Raw genomic sequence first — 26,154 nt, forward strand, 5'->3', positions numbered from 1 at the left:
CGAATTCGAGACGACCCCGGAACGCGTCGCCGTCCGGGGTCGTTCGCATATCCGGCTCAGATCATGTTCCTCGCGGTCATCCACCGCATGGTGAACCACCCGCAGAACACCGGGAGCCAGCAGGTCAGCACCCGGTAGAGCAGCACCGAGGGGACCGCGATCGTCGCGGGCACCCCGAAGGCGGCCAGGCCGCCGATGAGCGCGGCCTCCACCGCGCCGACACCGCCCGGCGTCGGCGCGGCCGAGGCCAGCGTGCCGCCGATCATGGTGACGATGGTGACCGTCACGAAATTCGTGCCGCCGCCGAAGGCTTCGATACTGGCCCACAGCGCGCCCGCCTGACCGAGGGTGATCGCGGCGCAGCCGAGCACGATGATGGAGAAGCGCTTGGGATCCCGGGCCAGCTGACCGAGTTCGCCGAGTACCTCCTGCAATTGCGGCCGTACCGAATTGTTGAGCCAGTGCCGCAGTTTCGGCACGAACATGAAGGTGCCGATGATGCCGACCGCGACACCCGCCGCCAGGTAGATCACCATCACGTCCGGCACGAAATGCGACAGGTTCGCCGAGGTGCCCGCCACGACGCTGAACAGCACGAGCAGGCTCAGGTGGGTGATGATCTGCACCGCCTGCTGCAACGCCACCGCGGCCGTCGCCCGCACCGCCCCGAGGCCGCCCTTCTGGAGGAAACGCACGCTCAGCGCGAGTCCGCCCACCCTGGCCGGTGTGGTGGTCGCGGCGAAGGTGTTGGCGATCTGCATGATCACCAGATTCGTGAATTTGACCAGTCCGGAGGCGCAGGCCCACAGCGCCGCCGCCGCGCCGATATAGGTCAGCGCGGACACACCGAGTCCGAGCAGCGCCCACCACCAGTTCGCGGTCTTGAGCTGGGTGAAGAAGGTCGGCACCGCGCTGATGAACGGGTAGGCGACATAGACCAGGCCGATCAACAGCACCAACTGGATGATCTGGTTGCGGGAGAACCGGGTGATCTGATCGGCCTCGATCTTGTCCTGCCCGGTCTGCTTGCGGACCTCCTCGCGGGCCTTGGCGACCACCGAGCCGCCGCCGGAGACCGATTTGCGGATACCCGACGGCATGGCGTTCTTGGTCAGCCGACGCGAGGCCAGCAGGATGGTCTGTTCGCCGAGCGCCTCGATCGCGGCCCGCACGGCCGGTTCCTTACCGTAGATCGCCGTCGTCGAGACCAGCAGTTGCGCGATATCGGACTGCATCTGGGTGTCGGAGGCGCCGAATTCGGCACTGCCGAATCCGCCGAACAGGGTGGCGCCGTCATCGATCCTGACCTCGGCCGGACGCAGATCGCCGTGCGAGATCTGGCCCTTGTGCAGCAGATCCAGCGCCGTCCACACCCCGGGCAGCACCGATTCGGGCAGTTCGGCGATGGTCGTGCCGCGCGGGGTCGTGTGCGCGTACAGCATCCAGCCGCGGTCGAGCGCGGCCACGCCGACGGCGGTCTGACTCGACAGGCCGAGGTCGTCGGCGGCGATCGTCATCAGGGCGCGGTGTTCGACCGCCCGGTGCATCGACCCGTGCAGCGCCGCGGTCTCGCTGCTGCGGAACGTCAGCCAGCGCCACAGCATGCGCAGCGCGCTCCAGCTGCGCTGGTTCTTGCCGTACAACTCGATCATCAGTTCCCGCTCGGGCCCCGTCACCGCGGCGGCCAGCGTCAACGGGCCCGGGCCCGCCGGGCGCACCACGGTGAAACCGTTCACCGTGTGCCCGCGCCGGGCCAGCACCCGCACGGCCGCGTCGAGCGGAACCTCCAGCGCGGGCGTGCCGACCACCCAGACGATGAGCGCGCCGACCAGCCAGCCGACCGAGAGCCCGAGCATCGCGCGCGCCGGAACCACGGTGCTGACCACCAGGTGCATCGGCGCGAACGCCAGCAGCAGGAACCACAGCCAGCGTCGCGGTTTGGTCGGCAGCCAGGGGCTGGAGACGGTGAGGACCGCGGCGAGCATCGCGATCCAGCGCGGATCGTCGAGGAATTGGGAGAGGAAGGTGTCGAGCCGGTCCGGCACCTGGAGATGCCATTTCGGCGCGGACAGACCGGTTCCGGTGATGGAGAGCAGCAGGCCCGCGGTCAATCCGGCCGCCGCGTATCCGGCGAGGAGTTTCCACTGCCTGCCGATGACGAGTTCGATCAGGATCGCGAAGGGCAGGATCAGGATCAGGACGCCGTAGACCAGGTAGACGAGGTTGGACTGGTCGGGGGTGAGGAAGCCGACGATATCGGAGACCGAGCGCTCCAGTGCCAGCCATTCCGGCCGGGTGATGACGGACGCGGCGATGACGACGGCCAGCCACAGCGCCGCGATGACGACACGGACGATGTCAGTGGTCCGCCGGATCAGCGGTTGTAGCAGGCTGCCCGTGACCGGGATGTCCCGCCCGTCGACTCGCATGTCGTATCGGCACTTTCGGATCGAGTTGGAGCTTCACCGGCCACCCGCGTCGCGCGTTCGGTGAGTATGCAGCAGGTCACCGTGCCCGATCGGCCCAACACGCCGCCGTGGTGCGACGCCGCGAGTGCCGTTTCGGGCGGTGATCAGCCTGCCAGAGACAGCGGCGACGGGGCAGGGCGGGCCGGTCGGCAACTATCCGGCGACCCACGGCCTTGCCGAAATCGTCGACGCCGATAACGATCTATGGCGGACCGGACGATCGAGGGAGACCATGGCGGAGCACGAGCGGGATCTGGCAGGCAGCACCATCGTGGTGACCGGAGCGAGTTCCGGTATCGGCGCCGAGGCCGCCGCGAAACTGGCGGTGCGCGGTGCGACGGTCGCGGTGGTCGGGCGCTCGCCCGAACGCACTCGGGAGGTGGCCGCGGCGGTGGGCGCGCACGCCTTTCTCGCCGATTTCGGCCGACTCGACGACGTGCGCTCCCTCGCCGAGCAGTTGCTGAGCCGATACCCGCGCATCGACGTCCTCGCCAACAACGCGGGCGGCTCGTGGCCGAAACGCACCGCGACCGCCGACGGCAACGAACTGACCTTCCAGGTCAACCATCTCGCCCCGTTCCTGCTGACCGGTCTGCTGTTCGAGCGCTTGTCACAGGCGCCGCAACCGCGGGTGATCAACACCTCGAGCATGACCTACCGCTCGGCGAAACTGGATCCGGAAACCGCCAACGCCACGACCGGATCGTTCGGCATGCTCGGCGCCTACAGCGCGTCCAAACTCGCGAACATCCTGTTCACCCGCGAATTGGCGCGTCGCACGGAGGGCACCGGGCTGGTCACCGCCGCGTTCCACCCCGGCGTCGTCGCCACCAATGTCTACGACAACATCCCGTTCGGTGTCGGCGCGTTCGTGCGTTCGCCGCTGGCGCGCCCGTTCTTCATCCGCCCGGAGAAAGGCGCGGGCCCGCTGGTGCGCCTGGTCACCACGACGGACACCGACGCCGTCCACGGCCGCTATTTCCACCGTTTCGAGGAGGAGACGCCGCGCAACGCGCAGGCCGTCGACGCCGATCTCGCGCAACGTCTCTGGGCTATGTCGGAGCGGCTCACCGGCGTCTCGATACCGGGCTGAACCGCGACCGGCCGAACACGGGGTACGTCTCCGCGATATCGCTCGCGCCGACGCCGAACACCCCGCCGGTCATCGGTGCCGGTCGACGCGCTCCGCTCCCCGTCGCCGCTGCGCCTCGTGTCGCGGTCGGTGCAACCACATCACCACGCTGCCGCGATCGGCCGTGTTACCGCCAGCGAAGTTGTGCCATGAGCGCGGCGTGCATTCGAAGACCACCATCGAATTGTCCAGTGGCGGAATCGTGAGGGTGGGTCTGGTGGAATCGCCGCGATCGGCCCGGAGCCCGATCTCGCCTCCGTCACCGGTGCGCCAGTCCGGATTGCCCAGGTGGAACAGCACCGCCACCGCCCGCACGGTCTCCCGTGTGCCCGCGCCCGCGTCGGGCAGGCGCACCTCGCCGGGTCCCGGCACGGGTTCGGCGAACAGCGCGGAAGCCAGTCCGTTGTCCGGTGTCCCGGCCGGACTGCCCGGCGCGTGGTGCCGTACCGAACCGTCGATATCGCCGGTCGCCGTCACCCCGGTCACCCCGGCGATCAGGTCGTGCCATTCCCTCGTGGCGAACAGGGCGAGCGGGCCGTCCCGCAATTCGGATAATCCGAGCGCGGTGGGGTCACCCTGGCCGGTCACCGGTCGGAATCGGTCGCTTCGCTCGGCGCGCACGCGCGCGTAATCGTCGACGAGCCGCTGGTAGAAGTCGGCGACGAAGATATCGCGGGCGTAGATGTGCGGAAAAGGCCCGGTTCGGCGGATCCAACGCCGGTGCGCGAACAATTCCGTGAACCACGCGGGCTGGGCCTGCACCCGGCTCGTCATTACCCCAGTCACAATTACCCCAGTCACAGCGAACTCCCTCCCGGACGAACATCGTGATCCTATTGAATTCGGTTGTCCGGTATCGACCCCGCCGACTGTTCGTCGCCGGCGCGGACTGACAGGATCGCGGTGTGCTCGGTGATCTTCGTATCTGCTGTGTCGGCGACTCCTTCGTCGCCGGGGTGGGTGACCCCCGCTGCCTCGGTTGGGTGGGCCGCCTCGGCGCCTCGGCCCATGCCGACGGCTTCGCGCCGACGCTCTACAACCTCGGCGTGCGCCGCCAGACCTCCGTCGATATCGCCGAACGCTGGCTGGGGGAGTGCGAACAGCGTCTGCCGTCGGGAACCGACGCCGCGGTCGTGCTGTCGTTCGGTGTCAACGACACCTCGTGGGAAGACGGCGGTCCGCGCGTCGATCCCGCGAGGTCGGCGGAGTCGTTGGCGCGGATGCTGCGCGAGGCCGCGGCACGCGGTTGGCGGGTACTCGCGGTCGCGCCGCCGCCGGTCGCCGACCCGGACCACAACGCGCGTAGCGCCGCACTCGACGAGAGTTTCGCCGAGATCTGCGCGTCGACCGCCGTGCCCTACGTGCGGATTCATCACGCTCTGCGTGCGAGTCCGGTGTGGATGCGCGAGGTGCGGGCGGGAGATGGCGCGCATCCGGGCGCGGGCGGATACGACATCCTCGCCGAACTGATCGAGCCACGGTGGCGCGAGTGGCTGTCCGGCTGGAATTCGCTCGAATCTGTCTCAGACGTTTAGCTCGCCGTGATCCGTCGCGCCCGTCGTTCGCGGGCGGCGGCGAGATCGACGGGCCGGGGATCCTGCTGGTCCAGCCGGTCGAAGACCTCGGCCAGCACCGGAAGCGACCGCACGATCTCTTCGCGGTAGGCGCCTTCGGTGCCGAGTTGCGCCAGCGCGCCGATGATCGTCAGCGAAGATCGCGCGAACGGGGTGAAAGGCACCGGGATCGTGCACTGCCTGGCCACATTCGACAGTTTGGGCCGGGTCGCGCGCACCACCTGCCTGCGCAGCCACGGCGAGGTCAGCTGAAAGGTCTTGTGCCGCAGTGGTTCACTGCACGGAAGAACCGCCGCGAACAGCGCGTCCACATCGAAACTGCGATCGCCGGTGACGAATCCGTGCCGCCTGCTCGCCGCTTCCAGATCCGTCGGCCCGCCTTCGAACACGGCCCGGCAGTAGTCGAGGGCGAGGCCGTCGAAACCGGCGGGTGGCCATCGGCAGCACGCGCCGAAATCCACGACGCCGAGTCTGCCGTCGGGCAGCACCCGGAAATTGCCGGGGTGCGGGTCGCAGTAGAGCAGATCGGTGCGTGTGCAACCGTCGAGCACGAAACGCACCATCGCCATGCCGACTCGATCGCGTTCGGCCTGCGAACCCGAGGCGATGATGTGCGGCACCGGGGTGCCGTCGAGCCATTCGGAGACGACGACGTCGCCCTGCTGGGCCACCACGTCCGGGACCCGGAATTCCGGGTCGTCGCGGTAGGCGTCCGCGAACGCGCGCTGGCTGGCGGCTTCGGCGGCGTAGTCGAGTTCGCGGAGAATGCCCGCGCGCACCGAATCGGTCAGCGCCGCGACATCGGCGCCGGGCACGAACACCCCGAGCAGGGCCGACATGCGGCGTAATTGGTCGAGATCGCCGAGCACCGATTCGCGGGCGCCGGGATACATGATCTTGACCGCGACTTCCCTGCCGTCGTGCCACACGGCCCGGTGCACCTGACCGATGGACGCGGCGGCGGCCCGGCGGTCATCGAACTCGAGGAAATTCGTTCGCCAGTCCCGGCCCAACTGTTCGGCAAGCACCGCGTGCACCGTCGACGGCAGCATCGCCGGGGCGGAATCCTGGAGCCTGCCCAGCGCGATCCGGTACGGCTCGGCCAGCTCCGACGGCAGCGCGAGTTCGTAGATGGCGAGGAGCTGGCCGAATTTCGTCGCGCAGCCCTTGAGTTCGCCGAGAACTTCGAAAATATGCTGCGCGGTCCGTGACCTGATGTCGCGATTCACTTCCGCGGCCGAACGACCGAGCGCGCGCTTTCCGTAGCCGATCGCCCTTCTACCTGCGAAGGCCACCGGAATCGATGCGATTCTCGCATTGCGGACCACCCGGCCGACCGGGAGTGCGGCGGCCGTTTCGGTCGTGGAAATGTGGGTGTCGGAACCGGTCGATATCTCGTCCGGTCGATCTATTCCCCGTCCAATGGTCATGAATCACCTCACATCGTGCGCGGATCAGTGTTACATAGATGCGGTCCGACCTCGTGCGTCCTAGACTGTCTGGGACGTGCAGCCAGAGCCGAGAGGTGGCATTGATGGGTTCCCGAACGGTAGTCGCCGACGTTGCCGATGAATTGGCACGCCGGGTCACCGCGGGGGAATACCAGCCCGGTGAACTGATGCCGTCGGTCCGTCAGGTGGCCGAGGAATTCGATATGAACCGGGCCACCGCGCAACTGACGCTCGGCAGGCTGGAATCGTACGGTTTCGTCGAAGCCCGCCGTGGCAAGGGTTTCACCATTCGCGACGTCCGCGAGGCGGGCGGAATCGACGTGTATCGGCATCTGTTCCGTTTCTCGGTCCCGATGCCCGATGTCGCCATCGATATGTTCCGCGACATCGTCGAGGTCGAGCGCGGCATCGTGATGGACGTCCTGCTCGCCTACACCGCGAGCGCGCAGGACATCGATCCGGCCGAGTTGAAATCCGCCATCGATCAGCTGGAATCGCTGGCCCGGCGCGAGGTCCCCGACTACCAGCAGATCCTGGCCATCGAGGTGGTGCTGGTCCGCAAATTGCTGACCGCGCTCGGCATGAGCATGCAACGGGCCATCCTCAACTCCATCGGCGAGATGGTGCTCGAGGTGCCGGAGGCGGTGCAGGCGTTCTTCGCGGGCGCCGCCGATCTGCACGTGCTGGTCTGGCGTGCGCTGGTCGCCGTGTGGGAATCCGGTTCGGGTCCGTCGGACGCGCAGTTGGCGCTGTTCGAAGATCTGTTCGGGATGTACCACGAGAAGGTCGTCGCGAAATTCGAGGAACTGCTCGTGGCCGAACCGGTCGAGCAAACGCACGCGGCGACGGCCTGAGCCCCCTTCGCGACCACGGTCCGAGCCCCGTATTCCACGTTCGCTACACATACGGCTAACTTCTGGCACACCTGCTCGGTCGAACGTACCGTTGCGGTATGACCGACTCCGTCGAGTTGCTGCCCGCCCTGCCCTACGAGTCGTGGCGCCCCGCCAAGGAGACGCTGCACCGGTTCACGCAGATCGTCGGCAAGGTCGCGCTCGCGACGGGGATCCGCCGCAACCACTGGTGGCATATCACCTACCGGCTGACCGCGCGCGGATTGAGCACCGTCCCCCTCGGTGACGCCCGCGGCGGTCCCGTGTTCACCTGCGCGTTCGATTTCTTCGATCACGTGCTTCGGATCGCCGACGCCAGGGGTACCGAGGTGGAGATCGAGCTCTCCGACCGGTCCGTCGCGAGTTTCTACACCGCCGTCATGGACGGCCTCGCCGAACTGGGCGTGGAAGTGGTTCTGCCCCATCCGCATCCATTCGACCTCCCCGATGTCGGGCGCCCCTTCGCCGAGGACACCGAGCACGCCCACTACGACCCCGACCAGGTGCGGCGCGCGCACACGGTCCTGGTCCGGGTCGGGCGGATACTGGAGGAGTTCAGCGCCACCTACTCCGGCAAGATCAGCCCGGTCCAATTCTTCTGGCACAGTTTCGATCTCGCGGTCCAGCGGTTCTCGGACCGGCATATCGACCTGCCCGAGACCCTGGATTCGGTGACCCGCGAAGCCTATTCGCGCGAGGAGATCAGCGCGGGATTCTGGTTCGGCGACGCGAAAGTGCCCGCCCCGACGCTGTATTCGTATGTCGCGCCGGAACCCGACGGACTGGCCGATCGTCCGCTGCCGCCCGGGGCGCGCTGGGTCGCCGCCGGGTCGAGCCACTCGGCCTACTTCGACTACGACGACCTCCGCCGCGCCGACGATCCGGTCGGCGCGGCGCTGGAATTCCTCCAGTCGGTCTACGTGTCGGGTTCGGAGTTGGCGGGCTGGGATACCGCGCGACTTGCCTGCTGGGGCGGTATCACCGATCCGATCCTCGAACGCGAGCACCCGAGGTGGCCGGAATGGCCGCTCAAGCCCCGTTGAGCTTGTTGAGACGTTCGCAGGATTCGACGTATTCGTTGATCAGCCGCGCGACGACGTCGGCGGAACGTTCGACCTTGTTCAGCATGCCGACCACCTGACCGACCGGATTGAAGTTCACATCCTTGGCGGCCTCGGGGTAGCGGTGTCCGCGCTTGACGCCGTCGAGGGCGACCATCATCTGCAACGGCATCGGCAGCGGGCTCGGATTCTCCGGCTGTTCCCAGGCCTCGGTCCAGTCGTTCTTGAGCATGCGGGCCGGTTTGCCGGTCCACGCGCGCGAGCGCACGGTGTCGTTGCTGGTGGCGTCGATGTAGCTCTGCATCTGCGCGGGCGGCACATTGGCCTCCTCGACGGTCAGCCACACCGAGCCGGTCCACGCGCCCGCCGCGCCCATCGCCAGGGCCGCGGCGATCTGGCGGCCGTTGCCGATACCGCCTGCCGCGAGCACCGGCAGGTCGCCGACGGCGTCGATCACCTGGGGCCAGAGCACCAGCGAGGAGACCTCACCGGTGTGTCCGCCACCCTCGGTGCCCTGGCAGACGACGAAATCCAAGCCCGCGTTCTTGTGGTTGAGCGCGTGTTTCACCGATCCGCACAGCGCGCCGATGAGTCGGCCCGAGTCCTGGATCTGCGAGATCACCTCGGCCGGCGGGGTGCCGAGCGCGTTGGCGACCAGTTTGGCCTTCGGGTGGCGCAGGATCACCTCGATCTGCGGGGCGACCGTGGTGGCGGTCCAGCCGAGCAGTTGGTTGTGGTGTTCTTCGGCGGGCAGTTTCGGCACACCGTGGTCGGCGAGAATCTTCTCGGCGAAATCGCGGTGGCCCTGCGGAACCAGTTCGGCCAGTTTGGCTTCCAGTTCCTCGGGGTTGAGCCCGTCGATGCCCTTGCCCTCGTACTTCGACGGGATGACCAGGTCGACGCCGTAGACGCCGTGCACGTGCTCGTCGAGCCAGCTCAGCTCGACTTCGAGTTGCTCGGCGGTGAATCCGACCGCGCCGAGTACGCCGATTCCGCCGGCATTGCTGACCGCGGCCGCGACGTCGCGGCAGTGGGTGAAGGCGAAGATGGGGAACTCGATCCCCAGCCGGTCGCAGATTTCGGTACGCATGGGTGCTGGTCTCCCTTACTGGCTCCGCAGCCGCTGGCCGCGGACCGAGGACGCTATAGAACGAGTTACATAGATGCCCCGCCGTGTTCCGGCGCGACGACACGCGTGGTCGACCGGCGCAGTCGAATGGCCCGCGTACCGCGGGTATCGCCATGGCGCGGCAGCGGTCCATTTGACTGGGTGGTGCACCATAATTTGACAGTAACACGTTCTAGTTTTGCCGGAAAAGAACTTCTTCCCCACGGGGCGAGTCGGCTCGTTCCGGTAGCGTCCGCGTGTCGTCGCGGCTAGTGCGACTCCTCCAGCTCGGTCAGCGCGTTGTCCAGGTGGATCAGAATCCGGTCCAGATGCGGCACACTGCGACGGCAACCGACGATGCCGAAGTCCAGATTCGCGCCGTTGGTGGTGAGCGTGATGTTGGCGGCCTGTCCGTCCAGCGGAATCGACATCGGGTAGCCCGCGTCGAGCCGGGCGCCGTTCCAATAGAGGGGTTCGCGCGCGCCGGACACATTCGAGATGACGATATTGAACGCGGGGTTGGCCACCGAGTTGAGCGCGGGCAGCAGCGACATCGCGAACGGACTCAACGTCAACGCCGACAGGGCCATCGCCTGGGTGTTCGACAAGGCCCGATACACCTCCTTGTTGCGGTGCATCGAATCCTTGATCGCCTCCAGCCGGGCGAACGGATCGGCGAGATCGGTGGCGAGATTGCACAGAATGGCGCAGATCTTGTTACCGCCGGGCTCGTTGTCGTCCTCGTCGCGCAGCGATACCGGAACCATCGCGATCATCGGCTTGTCCGGCAACGCCTCCCGTTCCCTGAGGAATCCGCGCAGCGCGCCCGCCGACATCGCGAGCACCACATCGTTGACGGTCGAGCCGGTGGATTTGGCCACCTGCTTGACCCGTTCCAGCGGCCAAGACCTGACCACGACCCGCCGCGCTCCGCCGATGGGGACGTTGAACATGGTGCGCGGCGCGGAGAACGGCATGGTCAGCTGTTGGCGCAGCAGCGCGTCGCGCGCGGTGCGGGCCAGGGCCGGGACCGATCCCGCGGCGGACAGGAGATTGCGCGCGGCCGAGCCGAACGTCGAACCGGAAGGCTCGTCGGTGTTCCTCGGATGGGTGCGCGGCAGATTCCAGGGGACCAGGAGGTCACGGGCGGTCGCGTCCTCGGTCATGGTGCGCCGCATCAGACGCTGCCCGGAGACGCCGTCGATCAGGGCGTGATGCATCTTCGTGTAGAGGGCGAAACGGCCGTCGCCGAAACCCTCGATCACATGCATCTCCCAGAGCGGGCGATGACGGTCGAGCAGCGTGCTGTGCAACCGTGACGCCAGGTCGAGCAACTGTTGTTGCCCACCCGGCCGGGGTAGCGCGGCGCGGCGCACGTGATAGCCCAGCTCGATATCGGATTCCTGTGTCCATCCGATCTGGGGCGCGCCGAGCCAGGTGGCGGGGCGTTTGCGGAAGGTCGGATGGAACGAGGTCTCCCGCAGGATCCGCTCGTGGGTTCGCCGGACGTAATCGGGTCCGGCGTCCTCCGGTGGCTCGAACAGCATGAGACCACCCACGTGCATGGGGTGCTCGCGAGATTCGGCGAGGAGGAACAATGCATCGATCGGCGAAACGAACTCCATATGTGGTCGCCCCCTGACGACAGCGGTGAGCTTCGAATGATGGATCGACCACATTGTCGGGTGGGTACGCACAACCCCGAATCGGTGTGACAGACCAAACGTACCCGCACTTTGTTGCGGGTGCCGGTCGAATCAGTGATCCCTCGTGACCAGCAGGTATGCCTGCGCGCCACGTTCGTCCGGTTCCGGTTGTCGCACCATTCGGCACACCTCGGTGAATCCGATGTCGCGCAACACCTCGGCAAGTCGCGGAGGCGACCAGCGATAGGAGAGCGCCACCCGGTGGTCGAAGGCCTCCACCGCGACCGAGGTCTCGATCGCCTGGAAGGCCAGCAGCGCGTGCCCTTTCGGACGGAGTACCCGATAGAACTCCGATAACACGTCGGGAACTCGATCCGGCGGCAGGTGGATGATCGAATACCAGGCGACCAGACCCGCGAGCGTCCCATCGCCGAAGTCGAGCCGCTCCATGGAACCCTCGTCGAATCGCAGATTCGGGTAGCGGCCTCTGGCGTAGGCGATCATCCGGGCGGACACGTCGATTCCGCTGATGTCCAGCCCGCGCCCCGACAGATAGTCGGTGATCCGTCCCGGCCCGCAACCGACTTCGAGCACGGGTCCGGATTCGTTGGCGCGCAACAACTCCGAGAAGGTATCGAGCATCGCCCGATCGAGCGGTTGCGCCGCGAGCTGACCTTCGACCAGTTCGATGTACAGGTCGGCGATGTCGTCGTAGGCGGCGCCGATCTCGACGCTGTGACTCATGGGCACTCCGTTACGCGCTCGGTGGTTCCGCGGTCGTTGTCGCCGTCGAATTCTATGCGTGGCAACGGTATCGGGACCCCGCCGACATGCGGATGCCCCGGATACCTCTGGCGGGAGGTAGCCGGGGCATCCGGTCGAACTCGCTACCGCGAACCCGTGGTGGTCGGGGTCGTGGATTCGGTTGTCGTGCCGGTCGTGCTGGTGCCGGTCGCGGACGGCTCCGTCGCGGCGGGCGCGGTGTGCGCGGGCGCCGGTGCGGGAGTCTCGACCGGAGCCATCGCCGCGGGCGGTGCCGCGACGGAATTCCTGGCCTGCGGTGCGGCCTCCTGCTGGGTCGTCGTGGACGTCTCCGCCGGCGCGGCGGGCGGGTCGGTGGTCGTCGGCGGATTCGTGGTCGTCGTGGTCGTCGGCGCGGCGGTCGTGGTCGACGGCGTCGTGGTCGGAGGTGTCGTGGTCGGAGGTGTCGTCGTGCCGGGTGACGTGGTTGTCGTCGACGTGGTGGTCTTCGACTCACCGCCGGTCTTCGACTTCGCCGCCTCGGCGCCCGTCGTCTTCGTGGTGGTCGTCGGCTTGGACGTGGTGGTCGTCGGCTTCGCCTTCGTCTCCTCCACCGCCTTGTACACCGCGGCCACATCGGCTTCCTGCGGCTTGGCCTTCGTGTCGACCGGCTCGCCCGCCTGCGCCTGCTTGGCCAGATGCGTCAGCCAGGCCGCCGCGTACTCCGCCGAGGTCAGCGGCTTGCCCGCGGCGGCGTCGGCGTCATCCCAGTAGTCGAAGTGATGACCGGTGTGATTCGGTCCGAGCGTCAGCTGGTACGGGTCGCTCATGATGACCGGAATGGTGTTCTGGTTCGTCACGATGAGACCGATGATCTCGTTGAGCACCTTCTGCGGCAGATAGGCCAGCGGCGACATCTGATCGGAGGCGATCGCGTCCGCCTTCGCCGGTGTCTTGGGAGCCGTACCCGGTTTGTACTCCGGATCCGACACCCGCAGCAGGACGTCGAGGAAGGTCTCGTCGCTCTGCATCCAGTTCTTCTGCGACTGGATATCGGCGAACGCCGCCAGGGCGATCTTGCCCAGCGTCACCGCGACATCCTGTCCGGTCGCCGGGGTCAGCCCCTCGCGCTCGAGTGCGTCGACATTGATCTGGCGGCCCACATTGACCACCAATTGCAGCAGCGAGATGTTCTCCGGCGCGGCGCAGGTGAGGTCGCCTTCGGAGCAGAAAGACGCGATCTTGCCGTTCAGCGCACCGAAGTCACCGCTCGTCCCCGGCAGCGCCCCCTTTCCGGGAGCCGTGTTCTTGCCGCTCTGGTACTTCTGATCGAAACCGTCGGGGTTGGCGTACGGGTCCTCCGCGCCGGGGAACGGTCCGTCTCCGGCCGAACGACCCGCGTCGGCCAGGATGACGACACCGACCACATCGGCCGGATCGACGATGCCGTACTCACCGTCCGCACCGGGCTCCTGATGCCCGATCTCCATCGCCACCCGACGCACGACATCGGCGCCCTCGCTGTAGCCGACGATGGAGAACCGCGTGTCGGGGCAGGCCTGCGCGATTTCCCGCATGACCTGCTGGGTATTGGCGACGCCGGTGTTCACGGCGTCCTCGTAGCTGTCCATATTCGCCGGATACGCGATGTACACGGCGGCGTAGGCGTCGGGATCGACGTCGTCGGCGGGCGCGTTGACCACCGGATCGACCCACTCGCTGTTGTGGTCACCGGCCATCGCGGCGGGCAGCGCGTTCCCGTTCGCGTCGACCAGCATCCGCGTCGTCCCCTCGACGGGAGTGTCGTTGCGTCCGGCCACCGAGATGGTCACCATGTCGCGACATTCGGTGACCGATGTGGTGAGCCGGGTATCCGCCGTCCGCGGCGGTGACGTCAGTGCCAACGACCCCGCGACGAGCGCCGCGATGCCGAGAACTGCGGGCGCGGCTACCGCCGAAGCGATCCGGTGCCGCGCGAAGAATTCACGAAGAGACATGCCCTCATCCCCATTCCACGATGATCGACAGGTGAACGGACAGGCCCCCCCGAAGGGCCATGTGTCACCAGGGACGTCGTGGTAGGAGCCGCGAGCGTTACTGAAGTGGAATCCGGGTCACAGGAAAATGTCACCGACCGGCGCCCACCGGTTCCCGGAGTGCCACTCCGTAACCTCGCCCCGTCCCGCCCGCGACCAGCTAACTCCTGGTGACATATGGCTCGATCCGCCTCCCGCTCGGCCGATCGGATGAATGGTCCGGACGCTGCCGATACGCGGGGGAAGGTTCACGTCGAATGACCAGTGCCGTAGACAGTTCCGGTGAGGACGAGAGCGTCGCTCCCGACATCGCGGTGATCGCCGACGAGTTCGGTGCGGTGGTGGTCGGCGACGAGGCATTGATCGCCGAGTTCGTCGACCAGTGGTCGAGCGACGACCCGGATACCGCCATCTCGATACCCGACACCCCGGTGTCGGATGTCGCGGGCAAGGTCGCCTCGTCCGTGATGAAGACCACAGCGCCCGCCACCCGTTATATCCAGGATCTGGGAGCACGCGTCGCGTCCGAAGCCGGGCACCGTGGTCACCTTCCACAGGACGACCAGGTCGGCGACGACGGGGAAAATCCTGTCGAATCCCCAGGTGGCGCTCGCTCCCGTCCCGGGAATAGGGCAGGCCGTGCTGGCGCATATGGCCGTGACGGCGGCGTTCGAACAACTGGCGGACCGGATCGACGCGCACCTGGACCGAATCGAGGACAAGGTCGACGACGTGCTGCGCCTGGCCTCGGCCCAGCGCCTCGGCGATGTATGCGGGCACCGACGGATTCTGCGGCGGCGCGTGGCCGAGATCAGCGCGGGCGCGGTCCTCACCGAGACCGATTGGTCCAGTGTCGCCGCACTCGGGGCCGACCTGGAAGTCGGCGTGGAACGACTCCGTCAGCACGCGGCCGACCTCATCGCCCAGTTGCGCCCCGACGACTCCGCCGACAAACGAGCCGAACAACTCAGGTCCGCGGTCGACAAGGGCATGCTCGGTGAAACGCTGAACCTGCTGCTGGTCGCGCAGCAGTCGCTGTATCTGTGGCAGCGCCTGCGATTGGAGCGCACCCGGCGGGAGGAACCCGACCACCTGGAGCAGACGGTCGGCAGCGCCAAGGCGACCCTGCGCGAGCACATCGAGGCCGACGCGGAATTGGCGAGTCACTTGCGAACGGTGCTCGACCGGCACGCCGCGCTGCGCGTCTCCGAAGTGCACCGGCCGCTGGCGGGCCGAACGCTGACCAGATACCGCGTCCCCTTGGCACGCACCGTCGACGCGTTCATCGATGCCCGCGCGTTGCAGGTCGAATCGTGGAACGGGGTCGAGAACGCCTCGATCCGCGATGCCCTCTCGGTCGCACGCGGTCGGACGATCGACGCGGCCAACAGTGGTCGACGGCAGATATCCGCGGGCGCGAGCGCGGTCGCGCGGTGGGTGGAACCGAAGGCCGACGGCTCCGAGTCCGGCGAGACCGTGCGGGCGGATACGCCCCTGTCCTAGGGATGCGACGCGGTCATAGCCGTACCCGAATCGGCCGTGACAATTGTCCGGGAAATCGGCCGTATACCCGAATATCGGAATACTGTCCTGTAGTTCGTCGAGATAGTGCCCTATGCGGCCGCTCCTCGGAACGGCTCGGGTGATTTGTCCTGTCCGAAATTCCGTCGTGTCGATGCCGAATTTTTATCTGAAGTGCCGCATATTCGGATTGTGATTACGGTCTGTCGTCTATTTCAGCGGGTTGAAGGGCTGAAACCCCGGTCGACCATCATTCGAACGATAAGGCCACGACGTGTGGACCTCGTCGCGTGATCGTATCGATCGTGCACGTCGACGGCGAGTCTCCGGAATCGAGTGTCCGGATCGATGATATGTACCAATTACCTTCTGTCCAAACATGACTCGGGTCGATTCGCCCGATCGAACTCTCGTCCGATCACCCACCGAATACGCGAATTTCGCGTTGTGATCCACGGGTTACATGGGACGTGTGGCATTGATTCGCAGCGGTGAAACAGCCCTTGACGCTACCGACTCGGAGTGTAAGCGTAGGGACGTGGACATGCCCGAAAAAGGGCGTCCCAGCTGGGCGACAGTAACCTCGGAGTCGGTCGGGATTTCACCGATCGACGACAGAGGGGTCGTCGTATTCTCGGGTTCTCATACCCACGAACTATGTCAACTTTTCATCGAAGCACGAGGAGGAAGCCATGAGTGCAATTATCGGACTCGGCTCCGCGGCCGCGGGCGCTGCAGTCAGTCTGGTGTGGGCGCTGCTGGGCCTGATCATCATCTGAGTACGGCCGCCGGATCTCGATCGAAAGGATTCACCGAGATCACGGCGGCAGTTCAGCTTTCGCCCGTAGGGCGACTCACGGAGTGAACACGCGGCCGATGTCACCGGCGGCCCGGCTGTCTCGTCTCATGGTTCGAAATTCGCGAGACACGAGGCAGCGACGGAGCCGTCATCGATGGGCAGGCTGTGTATCGAGAGTTCGCCCTGGTCACCGGGCGAACAGGGGATCAGTCGATGAACGGCGAGGCGCGAGAAAGCGGCGATACGCAGGCCGCAGGACCGGACATGCGCTGCCCCCGGACATCATCGACCCGGCGACCCTGCCCGCAGCCGCCGTGCAGGCCGAGGAGCGTTCCGGCCACCTCGTCATCCTGATCGACAACGCGGGCATCACCGGTTCCGGACAGGTCTCGCCTGCCTACCCTCATAATCAGGTGCTGAGCACTGTCGATGTGAATACGGCCAGGCGGGGTATACGAGATCAGTGTCTTCGGGGGTGACCGCGAGGACCAATGACCACGCTGGCGCTGCTGTGAAGCTCACCGGCGGCGCGCATCGTCAACGTGCGCGGTCATGCGCCTCGCTGACCCTCACCAGCGACCCGGACGCCCCTTCAGCGCGTTGCTGCTCTCAAACCTGTACCCACCGTCCAAGTCCGCGCTGAGCCCGGTACGCCAACGAGTTACGCGGGACGGCAGACTCGTCGACGCCGTCGCCCCGGTCTCGTCGTCATCGGCAGGCCGCTCGGGACGGCACGGTGATCAACACCGGTCCCTCGACGGCCGCACACCAACGACCCGCTCGGTGAAACCCAACAATTCGGGGTACCAGGGCTGGGTCCGGTAGCCGACGCGTGGGCATCCCTACGCGAAGGCAACAGCCCCATCCGCTCTGCCGGACGATGGCAGTTGTCGTCTCCGGCGTTGGAGCAGCATAGAACGATGCCCGTAATTCACGGGGCAGGACGAGGCGTAACGGACCTACCGCCGCACCCGGTGCACAGGGTGACAACCATCCGTCGTCCGCGAGGAATCACCATGGTCAATTTCATCGCTATACCGAGCAACCCGATCGAGGCGGTGCTGCGCCTGCTGGCCCAGGTGTCGTGCGGCCTCTCCTCGACGCAGGGCTGCGCCGTCATCCAGTAGGGCGCCGACTCAGCCGCTCGGGCTCGGCAGGAAGTTCTGCGGACCGAATCCACCGTTCGGCGGGAACTGATTGTCCAGATTGTTCGGGTTGGCCGGATTCTCCGGATTATTGAGATTTTCCGGACTGTTCGGATTCTCCGGGTTGTTCGGGTTCTCCGGACTGTTCGGGTTGTTCGGGTTCGCCGGATTATTGGGGTTTTCCGGGTTCGCCGGATTTTCCGGATTCAGTGGGTTCTCGGGATTCTCCGGGTTCTCCGGACTCAGCGGGTTTCCCGGATTCATCGGGCTGAGCGGCTGCTGCGGGATCTCGGGTTCCACGATCGGCGGCGGTGCGCCGGGCACCGCAATCGGTGCCGGTTCGGCCACACCGGGCTGGGATGAAGCCGGGGTGCCGATGTCGGCATTCGCCGAGGCGATTGCCGTGGGCGCGACGGCGAGTGCTCCGGAGAACACGGTCGCGGCGATCAGACGACGGGTTCCGGATGAGGTGGCTCTCGACACGGCGGTCCTCCTGCAACATAGGGCCACCGCCCTCGGGCACGAAGGCGTCGAGATGCGGGACTCGGCATGAAAAGCGTTGTGGGTCAACGCCCGCTGCACCTGTCACTCGACGCGGATCCGGCCCTGCCGCCGCCCACCGGCAAATGCCGAGGGCCGGATTTCCGGTCGAGATCCCAGCACGGGATCCCGACGGCGGTGGGGTGAAGTGACCACAATCGGTAGCTGCGAGTTTACTCCGGGGCTATGACGCATCACGCTGAATCCCGAAATCGCGGCCGACCGGCAGATCACGCATGCGCACGGCAACCGCCAACCGGCTCAGCGTCCCGGCCAAGCGCGGGACCACGGGGCATCCGCCGCTGTCCGCGAGGAGTCCGAAGTCCGGTCATCCGAAGTTTCGCCGACGGCTGGCGTGGCCTCGGGTTGGCGCCGGTTCACGATCCGTCGTTCGTCTCCAGCTTTCCGGAGAAGGGGCGGTTCCCTGTCGCGCGCTCGAACTTCCACAACTGTGCTTCGAACGCCGGATGGCCTGGATCGGCGGCAGCTCGCACACCGGCTACGGCCGAGTTATCGCCGCCGAGATAGGTGAGGACGTCAGCGGGCGGCCCGTCGAGGTCGAGAACGCGGATCCGATAGACGCCCTCGCCGAATCCGTCGACCGCGACGACTTCCCACTCCGCGAGGAGTTCGGTCCAGCCGGTGCGGCCGTCGCGGTGGTAGCCGAGGTATTCGTCGGTGCGCTGGTTGAGCAGGTTGTACATGTTGCGCACCGGACGGACCCGGATCGTCTGTTCCGGATCGTCGTCGTCGCCCTCGCAGACCGCCGCTTTCGATATCGGGTCCGCGGTCAGGACCTGATCGAGGTGGGCGAGCGGGCGGATCGTGAAGAGACCGGGTCCGGGACCGGGGGGAGCGGGCTGGGCCTTGGTCGGCGCGGACAGCCCGACACCGATCAGCAACGCCGCGGCAAGTACCGAGATCCACGGCCCGCCCCGCCGAGCGACCCGCGCCGTCCCCGGACAGCGCGCGACCCGATCCGGTTTCGCTGGTCCAAGCGGGTGAACTCGCAGCGCGCCAGCTCGCACGACCATGCCTCTCTCGAGTCGAAGGGGACATCGAGTCTTCGGCGTCGGGGGCTTCGCGGATGGGTACGGACTCGCGACAGCCCGATCGACGTCGATCCGACATCGCCGACGCGGTGCGACGCGCCGGAAAAACTCGGCTACCAGGCGTTTTGGTTTCCCGAGATGGTGACCGTTCGGCTATATTCCTGCGCGCCGCCCGATGCGGTGAGATCTCGCCGAACCCCACCACTACGAGAGGGTGACGATGAACTCCGCTGTTCTGGATATTCTGACGACAATCGCTTGGTCACTGTTGACCGGCCAATGTGTCGGCATGCCGTTCCCCGGCCCCTTCAGCTGATCTCGCCCGCCGACCGGTCCGTACTCGCAACGATGCCGACGGCTTCCAGTGTCGATCGGCTTGGAAAGAAGAGGAACAACGCCTACCCGCGCGCCATGTCGACGAAGCGCGACAAATGCAATTGGTGGGCGACGGTGATCGTGGCGGTCGGGCCGTTACGGTGTTTGCCGACAATGAGATCCGCCTCGCCGCCGCGCGGGTCGTCGCGTTCGAACGCGTCCGGCCGGTGCAGCAGGATGACCATATCGGCATCCTGTTCCAGCGAATTGTGGACCGCGATGCCCTGCGCGATGAAGTTGTGCGTTCCCGGAACCGTTCCGTCGTAGACGTCCTGCTCGCCCAGACCGGTGATCTCAACGATCTGATCCCAGAAAACGTCGTTGGTGGCCAACATCTCGATATCGGCGTCATCGAGGACCGCCGCGACCCGCGCCAGCCGGGCGCGGCTGGGAGAGTGCTTCCACATGGTGGAGCCGCAGAAGCGCGAGCCCATAGCGGCCGAGAATTGGCGATGCGTCATATTCTTGTCGGCGAGCAAACTGCGAACACTCGACCAGACCTCTTTGGGGACGGTGTCGACATTGGTGTTGGACGCCATCGTTTCCAACTCGGCGAGTGCGACCGCGGCCGACTTGCCTCGCGCGCCGCTCACTCCGATATCGCGGAGGAAGACGGTCTGATTCTCGGCGCCGTCGATGGTGAGATGCCAGCAATCACGGTAACCCGCCTTCGGAACCCGCTTGATACGGCTGTGCACACCGAGTCGTAAGAGCAATTGGGCGACATCATCGATGAGTCGGCGGCTGGTCGACGCGTAGTAGATCCGGGCCTGATTACCCTTCGTGTCCCATCGGACAGAACCATCGGTCGCCCAGAGATGTTGCAGGAACAACGCGACCTGATCGTTCGGAAGTGCGAAAACCGCCTGCGGAACGAACTTGTCGTAACTGCGGAGCCCGAACAGCCCGAGCCCGTCGAGCCATTCGGCAATGGGGTTGCGTCTACCGCGAGCGAGTCGATACGGCGCGGGCAACCGCAATGTGGTGACACGCGCGGCCGCGTACTCGTCACGTATCGCCGTGATACCGAAATGCTGTGCCGCCGTGGTCACCACCGCGAGATTCTCTTCATCGATGCTGGCGTAGCGGACCGGTTGGCGCGCGACACACGAACCGTCGCCGATCATGTGCGCCAACACGATAATCTCCGCGGACGCCATGCGTTTCGTCTGTGACGGTTCCGGTATGTGACGAGGTATGGCGAGCCGGTCGTCGACAGCCAGTTTCGCCAGCGGAATCCAGCCGTCGACGGTCAGGAACGGATGGTTGCCGGTGGCTTCGATTACCCGACCCGAAGCCAGTCGCAGCCGAAACACTTCCTTACGGCCACTGGGGAAAACTTTCACCATCGGCCGCGCGACCATCCGCATGCGTTCGTCCAGCGACCACACGAGTGGTTGCTCGCCGCTGCTCATCAGTTCGCCGAGCGTCGTCTCACCGCCGGTATCGGCGCGCAGAATCCGCGTCGACGCCGGAAGGCAACCCGACTCACGCAGGTCGGAGACCATAGGGCGTTTGTCGGTGCGCTGTTCGGGACCACGATTCAGCTGACTGATCGCGATAACGGGAACCTCGAGTTCCTTGGCGAGCAGTTTCAGATTTCGCGAGAAATCGGAGACTTCCTGCTGCCGTGATTCGACTTTCTTGCCCGAGGTCATCAGCTGGAGGTAGTCCACCACAACGAGTTTCAGGTCGTGGCGCTGTTTGAGCCGCCGCGCCTTGGCGCGAATCTCCATCATGGTGAGGTTCGGTGAATCGTCGACGAACAGCGGCGCCTCGCTGATCTCACTCATTCGCCGCGCCAGCTTCGTCCAGTCGTCGTCGCTCATCCGCCCCGAACGCATATCGCCGAGTTTGATCTTCGCCTCCGCCGACAGCAGCCGCATGACGATTTCGGTGCGACTCATCTCCAGCGAGAAGATGACACTCGGCAAACCGTGTTTGATCGAGCAACTCCGCATGAAATCCATTCCCAGCGTGGATTTCCCGACGCCGGGACGGGCGGCGACGATGATCATCTGGCCGGGGTGCAGGCCGTTGGTGAGTTCGTCGAGTTCGGTGAAGCCGGTGGGGACGCCGAGGGAGATGCCGCCGCGGGAGGCGATGGAATCGATTTCGTCCATCGTCGGCTGGAGGAGATCCTCCAGTGGCATGAAATCTTCGGTGGTGCGGCGTTCGGTGACCTCGTAGACCTCGGCCTGGGCGCGGTCGACGACTTCGGCGATGTCCTGGCCGTCGGCTCCCGCGTAGCCGTACTGGACGATGCGGGTGCCCGCTTCGACGAGGCGGCGCAGGATGGCCTTCTCAGCGACGATCTCGGCGTAGTAGCCGGCGTTGGCGGCGGTGGGGACGGTCTGGGTCAGGGTGACCAGGTAGGACGGGCCACCGATGCGTTTGAGCTCGCCTTTGCGGTCCAGGCCGGCGGAGACGGTGACGGGATCGGCGGGTTCGCCGCGTCCGTACAGATCGAGGATCGTGTCGTAGACGGCCTGGTGCGCGGGGCGGTAGAAATCGCCGGGGCGCAGCACTTCGATGACGTCGGCGATCGCGTCCTTGCTGAGCAGCATTCCGCCGAGTACCGACTGTTCGGCGGCCATGTCGTGAGGTGGCTGCCGTCCGAAATCCTCGCCGGGAGGTTCGGGCGGGTAATTCGTGTGCCCTCGATCGTCGGTGGCTGTCACGAGACTCGACCGTCCTCTCTGCCCCACGATCGGGTGCCACGCTATCGGTACTCGTTCTACTCCCGGGTACCGACAAGTTCGTCGTCGGGGGGTCGCCGTATCGGTGCCGACAGCGGTTCTACCTGCGGTCCAGCAAACTGATCCGATGGTGGCCTCGCGGCGATTCGTTCACGACGATGCGATGAACCTAGGCCACGCGCGAGCGGCTGCCAAGCCGGGTTGTGTACACATCTGTGGATAACTTGGGGACTGTTCACCCAGCGTTGTGCACCTCCTGTGGACAACTTGGGGAAAACCCAGGTCACCCGACCTAAAGGTGCTGATAGGTATTGGTTTCGCGGTTCATCCGGGTGTGGATCAATGATGCTGCGGCGTGTCGGTGAAGTTGAACAGCCGGGCGTGTTGAGTTAACGGCTCGTGTACAAGTTATGAGCTGTATCACATTACGATCGGTTGGTTTCTCCAGTAATCCACAGGCTGAATAACCGGTGGTAGAGCCGGTGCCAACATCGAGTCCATGTGGTCCAGCGCACAGCGGGTCAACAATGGCAAATATTCCGCTAATAACATGGTGCGCATACCGAAGACCACCCCCGTGCGAACACGGGAGTGGCCTTTCACCGAATATGGTGCGAATCACCCGAAGGTGACACCGGAGATCAGTTGGCCGCGACCTCGAGGTCGAACTTGGCCGCGACATCGGGATGCAGGTGCACCACGATGCCGTGCTTGCCGGTGCTCTTGATATGCGACTTCGGCAGCTCGATGCTGCGCTTGTCGATAACCGGACCACCGGCGGACTTGATGGCCGCGGCCACATCGGCCTGGGTCACCGAGCCGAACAGCTTGCCGGTGCCCGCGGTCTTCACGCTCAGCGAGACCGACTCCAGGCCCTCGATGGCCTGCTTCAGCTCGTTGGCGTGATCCAGGTCGCGCACCTTGCGCGCGTCCTGGGCACGGCGGATGCCCTCGACCTGCTTCTGGGCACCACGGCTGGCGACGATGGCCAGGCCGCGGGGCAGCAGGTAGTTACGGCCGTAGCCGTCCTTCACCTCGACGCTGTCGCCGGGCGCGCCGAGGTTGTCGACATCAGCAGTCAGAATCAGCTTCATTTTGCGTGTCTCCCTTCTCAGCGAGCCGTCGACACGTAAGGCAGCAGGGCCACCTCACGGGAGTTCTTCACGGCAACGGCGATATCGCGCTGGTGCTGAACGCAATTGCCGGTGACACGGCGGGCGCGGATCTTGCCCCGGTCGCTGACGTACTTGCGCAGCAGCGTCGTGTCCTTGTAATCGATCGAAACGGTACCGGACTTGGCTTCCTTGCAGAAAGCGCAGGCCTTCTTCTTCAGTACCTTTTCGCGCGCGGGCGCTTTAGGCATGGTCTATTACTCCGTAATCATTGATGGTCCGTCTCGGTCGCGCGTACCTTCGCAGGTCGTCGCGGCCGAGCCGGTCCGATGAGAGCCGTTGTCAGAACGGCGGTTCGTCGTCTACGCGGCCGCCCCCGAAGGAGGAGCCTGCTGTGGGCGCGTTGCTCCACGGGTCGTCCTCGGCACCGCCGGAACGACCGCCACCACCGCCGGAGGAGGAGGCGTTGAAATTACCGCCGCCACCGCCGCCGCTGCCGGAACCGAATCCACCGCCGCCGCCACCGCCACCGCGATTGGCCTTGTTGACCTTCGCGGTCGCGTAGCGCAGCGAGGGACCGACCTCGTCGACCTCGAGTTCCACGACCGTGCGCTTCTCACCCTCGCGGGTTTCGTAGGAGCGCTGCTTGAGCCGTCCGCTCACGATGACGCGAGCGCCTCGGGTCAAGCTCTCGGCGACATTTTCCGCAGCTTCGCGCCAGATGTTGCAGCGCAAGAAGAGCGCTTCGCCGTCTTTCCATTCATTCGAATTACGGTCGAACACACGGGGAGTCGATGCGACGGTGAAATTCGCCACCGCCGCGCCCGCGGGCGTGAATCGAAGCTCGGGGTCAGCCGTCAGATTTCCGATGACGGTGATGACCGTGTCGCCTGCCATGTGGTTCCTCCTGCTCGGTGTGCAGTTCGCCCTACACTCGCTTGTCGCGCTAGAGCCTAGAGATAGGCACCGACGCTGACGAGTGCTGGAGAACTACTTGTCGTGGCGCAGGACCTTGGTACGCAGCACCGACTCGTTCAGACCCAGCTGGCGGTCGAGTTCGTTCACCGTGGCGGGGGTCGCTGTCAGATCGACCACCGCGTAGATGCCCTCGGCCTGCTTGCGGATCTCGTAGGCGAGCCGGCGGCGGCCCCAGATGTCGACCTTGTCGACTTTGCCGCCTTCGGTCTTGACGACGCTCAGCATGTTGTCCAGCGACGGACCAACAGTGCGCTCGTCCAGGCTCGGGTCGAGGATAACCATCACTTCGTAATGACGCACGGACCAATCACCTCCTGTGGACTAGGAAACGGCCACGGACGGTCCGTGGCAGGAGGGTCGTTGCGTCAGCAACCCGACAAGGCTACATGACCAGGCCCTGACCTCTGAAATTCGCCCTCATCTAGGGTGGATTCATGTCGACCGGACCCGCCGCCAGCGATCTGTTCGCCGGCCGGGTGGCACGCCGCACCGCATTGGCGATCGCGGTCCTGCTGCTGTGCGGGCTCACGCTGGCGCTGGGTTACGCGAACAAGGCGCGCTGCGCCACGGGGCCGATCGACGAATCCGGGCGCAGCACGATCTTCGACACGATCAAGGATTCGGATGTCTGCTATTCCGATATCCAGTTGCTGTGGCTCGGTCGCGATATCGACCTGCATGTCTTCCCGTATATCGACGGCGGGATCACCGACGACGGCACTCTGGTCGGCGGCGCGGTCGAATATCCGGTGCTCAGCGGCACGATGATGTGGCTCGGCGCGCTCGGGGCCGATGACGACGCGGAATTCCTGCGGTACACGGCGCTGATCCTGGTGCCGTTCGCCCTGCTCACCGCGTGGCTGCTCTTCCGGCTGGCGGGCCGGGCCGCGCTGTTGTGGGCGGCCGGTCCGCCGCTGGTGCTCTATGCCTTCCACAACTGGGAACTGCCCGTCGTGTGCACCGCGGTGGGCGCGGTCTACGTGATGATCTGTTGGCAGCGGATATCGCTGCGGACCAGGGCGGTGCTGGCCGCGGTGCTGCTCGGGCTCGGTTTCTGTCTCAAGTTGTATCCGGGCATCTTCGTGCTGCCGCTGATGGCCTACGTCATGACCCACGGTGACGAGCGGGACGAGGGACGCGGTCTCGACGTGCGCGGAGCGCTGCTGACCGCGGCCGCGGCCGTCGGCACCGTGGTCGTGGTCAATCTGCCGTTCGCGCTGGCGGGATACGAGGGCTGGCGCGCCTCGATCACCTTCCAGCAGATGCGTCAGGCCGATATCACCACCAACTCGCTCTGGTACTGGGGTCTGCGCCGGTTGTACGGCGACAACGCCGACAGCGAATCCTCGTTCCAGCACACGGTGTCGATCGCCTCGCCCGCCCTGGTGATCGGATCCTTCGCGCTGGCCATGTGGCTCGGCAAGCGGCGGTACGCGGCCATCGGAGTCTTCCCCTGGGTGGGGGTCAGCGGCGCGATGCTGTGCGGATTCCTGCTCTTCCACAAGGTGCACTCGCCGCAGTACACGTTGTGGCTGATCCCGTTCCTGGTACTGCTCGAAGTGCCGTGGTCGCTGATCGGCTGCTACCTGGTCGCCGACGCGGCGATCGGCGTCGGCGTGTTCCGGTACTTCTACGCGATCACCTCGGGCGGTTCGGTCGAGATGACCGAGAACGTCGTGCAGTTCGGCGTGTGGGGTCGCGCGATCCTGCTGGTGCCGTTGTATTTCCTGTTCGTCCGGGCGGGTATGCGCGGTATCCGGCCCGCGCCGAGCGCGTTGCCGCGCAGCGCGTCCGGTGCACTGGTGCCCGCCGGTTAGTCGAAC

At 65.9% G+C, this 26,154-nt stretch carries 20 protein-coding genes; 6 read left to right on the plus strand and 14 right to left on the minus strand.

Going from position 1 to position 26,154, the window contains the following annotated elements; translation table 11 throughout:
• Window positions 1-56: 56 nt before the first annotated feature.
• Window positions 57-2,429, minus strand: coding sequence for a lysylphosphatidylglycerol synthase transmembrane domain-containing protein (locus DAT37_RS02705; RefSeq protein WP_109523013.1), 2,373 nt, complete (start codon window positions 2,427-2,429; stop codon window positions 57-59).
• A 139-nt stretch (window positions 2,430-2,568) separates the two neighbouring features.
• Here DAT37_RS02705 and DAT37_RS02710 point away from each other — a divergent pair, with 139 nt between their 5' ends.
• On the plus strand, window positions 2,569-3,561 hold the full coding sequence (locus DAT37_RS02710) for an SDR family NAD(P)-dependent oxidoreductase (protein ID WP_198654050.1): 993 nt from the start codon (window positions 2,569-2,571) through the stop codon (window positions 3,559-3,561).
• Window positions 3,562-3,630: 69 nt separating this feature from the next.
• Here DAT37_RS02710 and DAT37_RS02715 read toward each other — a convergent pair whose 3' ends face one another.
• Window positions 3,631-4,374 carry a 2OG-Fe(II) oxygenase gene (locus DAT37_RS02715; protein WP_109523014.1) on the minus strand — a complete coding sequence of 248 codons (744 nt, stop codon included), beginning with the start codon at window positions 4,372-4,374 and terminating at the stop codon, window positions 3,631-3,633.
• Between the two features lie 131 nt (window positions 4,375-4,505).
• On the opposite strand from DAT37_RS02715, the gene DAT37_RS02720 reads away from it, so the two are divergent.
• Window positions 4,506-5,135 (plus strand): DUF459 domain-containing protein, encoded by a 630-nt coding sequence (locus DAT37_RS02720; protein WP_109523015.1) that lies wholly within the window; start codon window positions 4,506-4,508, stop codon window positions 5,133-5,135.
• Here DAT37_RS02720 and DAT37_RS02725 read toward each other — a convergent pair.
• Window positions 5,132-6,604 carry an ABC1 kinase family protein gene (locus DAT37_RS02725; RefSeq protein ID WP_232839455.1) on the minus strand — a complete coding sequence of 491 codons (1,473 nt, stop codon included), beginning with the start codon at window positions 6,602-6,604 and terminating at the stop codon, window positions 5,132-5,134. The two genes, DAT37_RS02720 and DAT37_RS02725, sit on opposite strands and share 4 nt — an antisense overlap.
• Window positions 6,605-6,708: 104 nt before the next feature.
• Here DAT37_RS02725 and DAT37_RS02730 point away from each other — a divergent pair, with 104 nt between their 5' ends.
• Together DAT37_RS02730 and DAT37_RS02735 are read left to right on the plus strand one after the other, a co-directional pair.
• Window positions 6,709-7,479, plus strand: a complete 771-nt coding sequence (locus DAT37_RS02730; RefSeq protein ID WP_109523016.1) for a GntR family transcriptional regulator — start codon at window positions 6,709-6,711, stop codon at window positions 7,477-7,479.
• A 98-nt stretch (window positions 7,480-7,577) separates the two neighbouring features.
• A complete protein-coding gene (locus DAT37_RS02735; protein ID WP_109523017.1) occupies window positions 7,578-8,561 on the plus strand; it encodes a DUF5996 family protein in 984 nt (327 codons plus the stop codon).
• On the opposite strand, the gene DAT37_RS02740 is transcribed toward DAT37_RS02735, so the two are convergent.
• The 4 genes from DAT37_RS02740 to DAT37_RS02755 all read right to left on the minus strand — a co-directional run bounded on the left by DAT37_RS02740 (window position 8,548) and on the right by DAT37_RS02755 (window position 14,071).
• On the minus strand, window positions 8,548-9,669 hold the full coding sequence (locus DAT37_RS02740; protein WP_109523018.1) for a nitronate monooxygenase: 1,122 nt from the start codon (window positions 9,667-9,669) through the stop codon (window positions 8,548-8,550). The genes DAT37_RS02735 and DAT37_RS02740 overlap by 14 nt on opposite strands.
• 287 nt (window positions 9,670-9,956) lie before the next feature.
• Complete coding sequence (locus DAT37_RS02745) at window positions 9,957-11,312, minus strand: WS/DGAT/MGAT family O-acyltransferase (RefSeq protein WP_109523019.1); 1,356 nt, start codon at window positions 11,310-11,312, stop codon at window positions 9,957-9,959.
• Window positions 11,313-11,444: 132 nt separating this feature from the next.
• Window positions 11,445-12,077: a class I SAM-dependent methyltransferase gene (locus DAT37_RS02750; RefSeq protein WP_109523020.1), complete on the minus strand. Its 633-nt coding sequence runs from the start codon at window positions 12,075-12,077 to the stop codon at window positions 11,445-11,447.
• Between the two features lie 143 nt (window positions 12,078-12,220).
• On the minus strand, window positions 12,221-14,071 hold the full coding sequence (locus DAT37_RS02755) for a cutinase family protein (protein ID WP_109523021.1): 1,851 nt from the start codon (window positions 14,069-14,071) through the stop codon (window positions 12,221-12,223).
• 642 nt (window positions 14,072-14,713) lie between these two features.
• Here DAT37_RS02755 and DAT37_RS02765 point away from each other — a divergent pair.
• On the plus strand, window positions 14,714-15,613 hold the full coding sequence (locus DAT37_RS02765; protein ID WP_157978242.1) for a hypothetical protein: 900 nt from the start codon (window positions 14,714-14,716) through the stop codon (window positions 15,611-15,613).
• 1,953 nt (window positions 15,614-17,566) lie between these two features.
• Here the strand turns inward: DAT37_RS02765 and DAT37_RS45235 are convergent.
• The 7 genes from DAT37_RS45235 to rpsF form a co-directional block, all read right to left on the minus strand.
• Window positions 17,567-18,058 carry a hypothetical protein gene (locus DAT37_RS45235; protein WP_232839456.1) on the minus strand — a complete coding sequence of 164 codons (492 nt, stop codon included), beginning with the start codon at window positions 18,056-18,058 and terminating at the stop codon, window positions 17,567-17,569.
• Window positions 18,059-18,492: 434 nt separating this feature from the next.
• Complete coding sequence (locus DAT37_RS02780) at window positions 18,493-19,149, minus strand: hypothetical protein (RefSeq protein WP_157978244.1); 657 nt, start codon at window positions 19,147-19,149, stop codon at window positions 18,493-18,495.
• 416 nt (window positions 19,150-19,565) lie between these two features.
• Window positions 19,566-22,223 (minus strand): replicative DNA helicase, encoded by a 2,658-nt coding sequence (locus DAT37_RS02785; protein ID WP_109523027.1) that lies wholly within the window; start codon window positions 22,221-22,223, stop codon window positions 19,566-19,568.
• 659 nt (window positions 22,224-22,882) lie between these two features.
• Window positions 22,883-23,335, minus strand: a complete 453-nt coding sequence (gene rplI / locus DAT37_RS02790; RefSeq protein ID WP_109523028.1) for a 50S ribosomal protein L9 — start codon at window positions 23,333-23,335, stop codon at window positions 22,883-22,885.
• Between the two features lie 17 nt (window positions 23,336-23,352).
• Window positions 23,353-23,604: a 30S ribosomal protein S18 gene (gene rpsR, locus DAT37_RS02795; RefSeq protein ID WP_067786801.1), complete on the minus strand. Its 252-nt coding sequence runs from the start codon at window positions 23,602-23,604 to the stop codon at window positions 23,353-23,355.
• Between the two features lie 91 nt (window positions 23,605-23,695).
• Entirely contained in the window at window positions 23,696-24,250 is a 555-nt protein-coding gene (locus tag DAT37_RS02800; protein WP_109523029.1) for a single-stranded DNA-binding protein, read from the minus strand.
• 93 nt (window positions 24,251-24,343) lie between these two features.
• Window positions 24,344-24,631 (minus strand): 30S ribosomal protein S6, encoded by a 288-nt coding sequence (gene rpsF / locus DAT37_RS02805; protein ID WP_109523030.1) that lies wholly within the window; start codon window positions 24,629-24,631, stop codon window positions 24,344-24,346.
• Window positions 24,632-24,765: 134 nt separating this feature from the next.
• Here rpsF and DAT37_RS02815 point away from each other — a divergent pair, with 134 nt between their 5' ends.
• A complete protein-coding gene (locus DAT37_RS02815; RefSeq protein WP_109523031.1) occupies window positions 24,766-26,148 on the plus strand; it encodes a glycosyltransferase family 87 protein in 1,383 nt (460 codons plus the stop codon).
• Window positions 26,149-26,154 lie beyond the last annotated feature (6 nt).

It is taken from the genome of Nocardia aurea (assembly GCF_003123685.1).
Taxonomy (GTDB): domain Bacteria; phylum Actinomycetota; class Actinomycetes; order Mycobacteriales; family Mycobacteriaceae; genus Nocardia; species Nocardia aurea.

What these genes read in the sequence shown, in the direction of transcription:
- DAT37_RS02705 (WP_109523013.1), bottom strand. Translation starts at nt 2,429, where the DNA reads ATGCGAGTCGACGGGCGGGACATCCCGGTCACGGGCAGCCTGCTACAA.
- DAT37_RS02715 (WP_109523014.1), bottom strand. Translation starts at nt 4,374, where the DNA reads ATGACGAGCCGGGTGCAGGCCCAGCCCGCGTGGTTCACGGAATTGTTC.
- DAT37_RS02725 (WP_232839455.1), bottom strand. Translation starts at nt 6,604, where the DNA reads ATGACCATTGGACGGGGAATAGATCGACCGGACGAGATATCGACCGGT.
- DAT37_RS02730 (WP_109523016.1), top strand. Translation starts at nt 6,709, where the DNA reads ATGGGTTCCCGAACGGTAGTCGCCGACGTTGCCGATGAATTGGCACGC.
- DAT37_RS02735 (WP_109523017.1), top strand. Translation starts at nt 7,578, where the DNA reads ATGACCGACTCCGTCGAGTTGCTGCCCGCCCTGCCCTACGAGTCGTGG.
- DAT37_RS02740 (WP_109523018.1), bottom strand. Translation starts at nt 9,669, where the DNA reads ATGCGTACCGAAATCTGCGACCGGCTGGGGATCGAGTTCCCCATCTTC.
- DAT37_RS02745 (WP_109523019.1), bottom strand. Translation starts at nt 11,312, where the DNA reads ATGGAGTTCGTTTCGCCGATCGATGCATTGTTCCTCCTCGCCGAATCT.
- DAT37_RS02750 (WP_109523020.1), bottom strand. Translation starts at nt 12,077, where the DNA reads ATGAGTCACAGCGTCGAGATCGGCGCCGCCTACGACGACATCGCCGAC.
- DAT37_RS02755 (WP_109523021.1), bottom strand. Translation starts at nt 14,071, where the DNA reads ATGTCTCTTCGTGAATTCTTCGCGCGGCACCGGATCGCTTCGGCGGTA.
- DAT37_RS02780 (WP_157978244.1), bottom strand. Translation starts at nt 19,149, where the DNA reads ATGGTCGTGCGAGCTGGCGCGCTGCGAGTTCACCCGCTTGGACCAGCG.
- rplI (WP_109523028.1), bottom strand. Translation starts at nt 23,335, where the DNA reads ATGAAGCTGATTCTGACTGCTGATGTCGACAACCTCGGCGCGCCCGGC.
- rpsR (WP_067786801.1), bottom strand. Translation starts at nt 23,604, where the DNA reads ATGCCTAAAGCGCCCGCGCGCGAAAAGGTACTGAAGAAGAAGGCCTGC.
- DAT37_RS02800 (WP_109523029.1), bottom strand. Translation starts at nt 24,250, where the DNA reads ATGGCAGGCGACACGGTCATCACCGTCATCGGAAATCTGACGGCTGAC.
- DAT37_RS02815 (WP_109523031.1), top strand. Translation starts at nt 24,766, where the DNA reads ATGTCGACCGGACCCGCCGCCAGCGATCTGTTCGCCGGCCGGGTGGCA.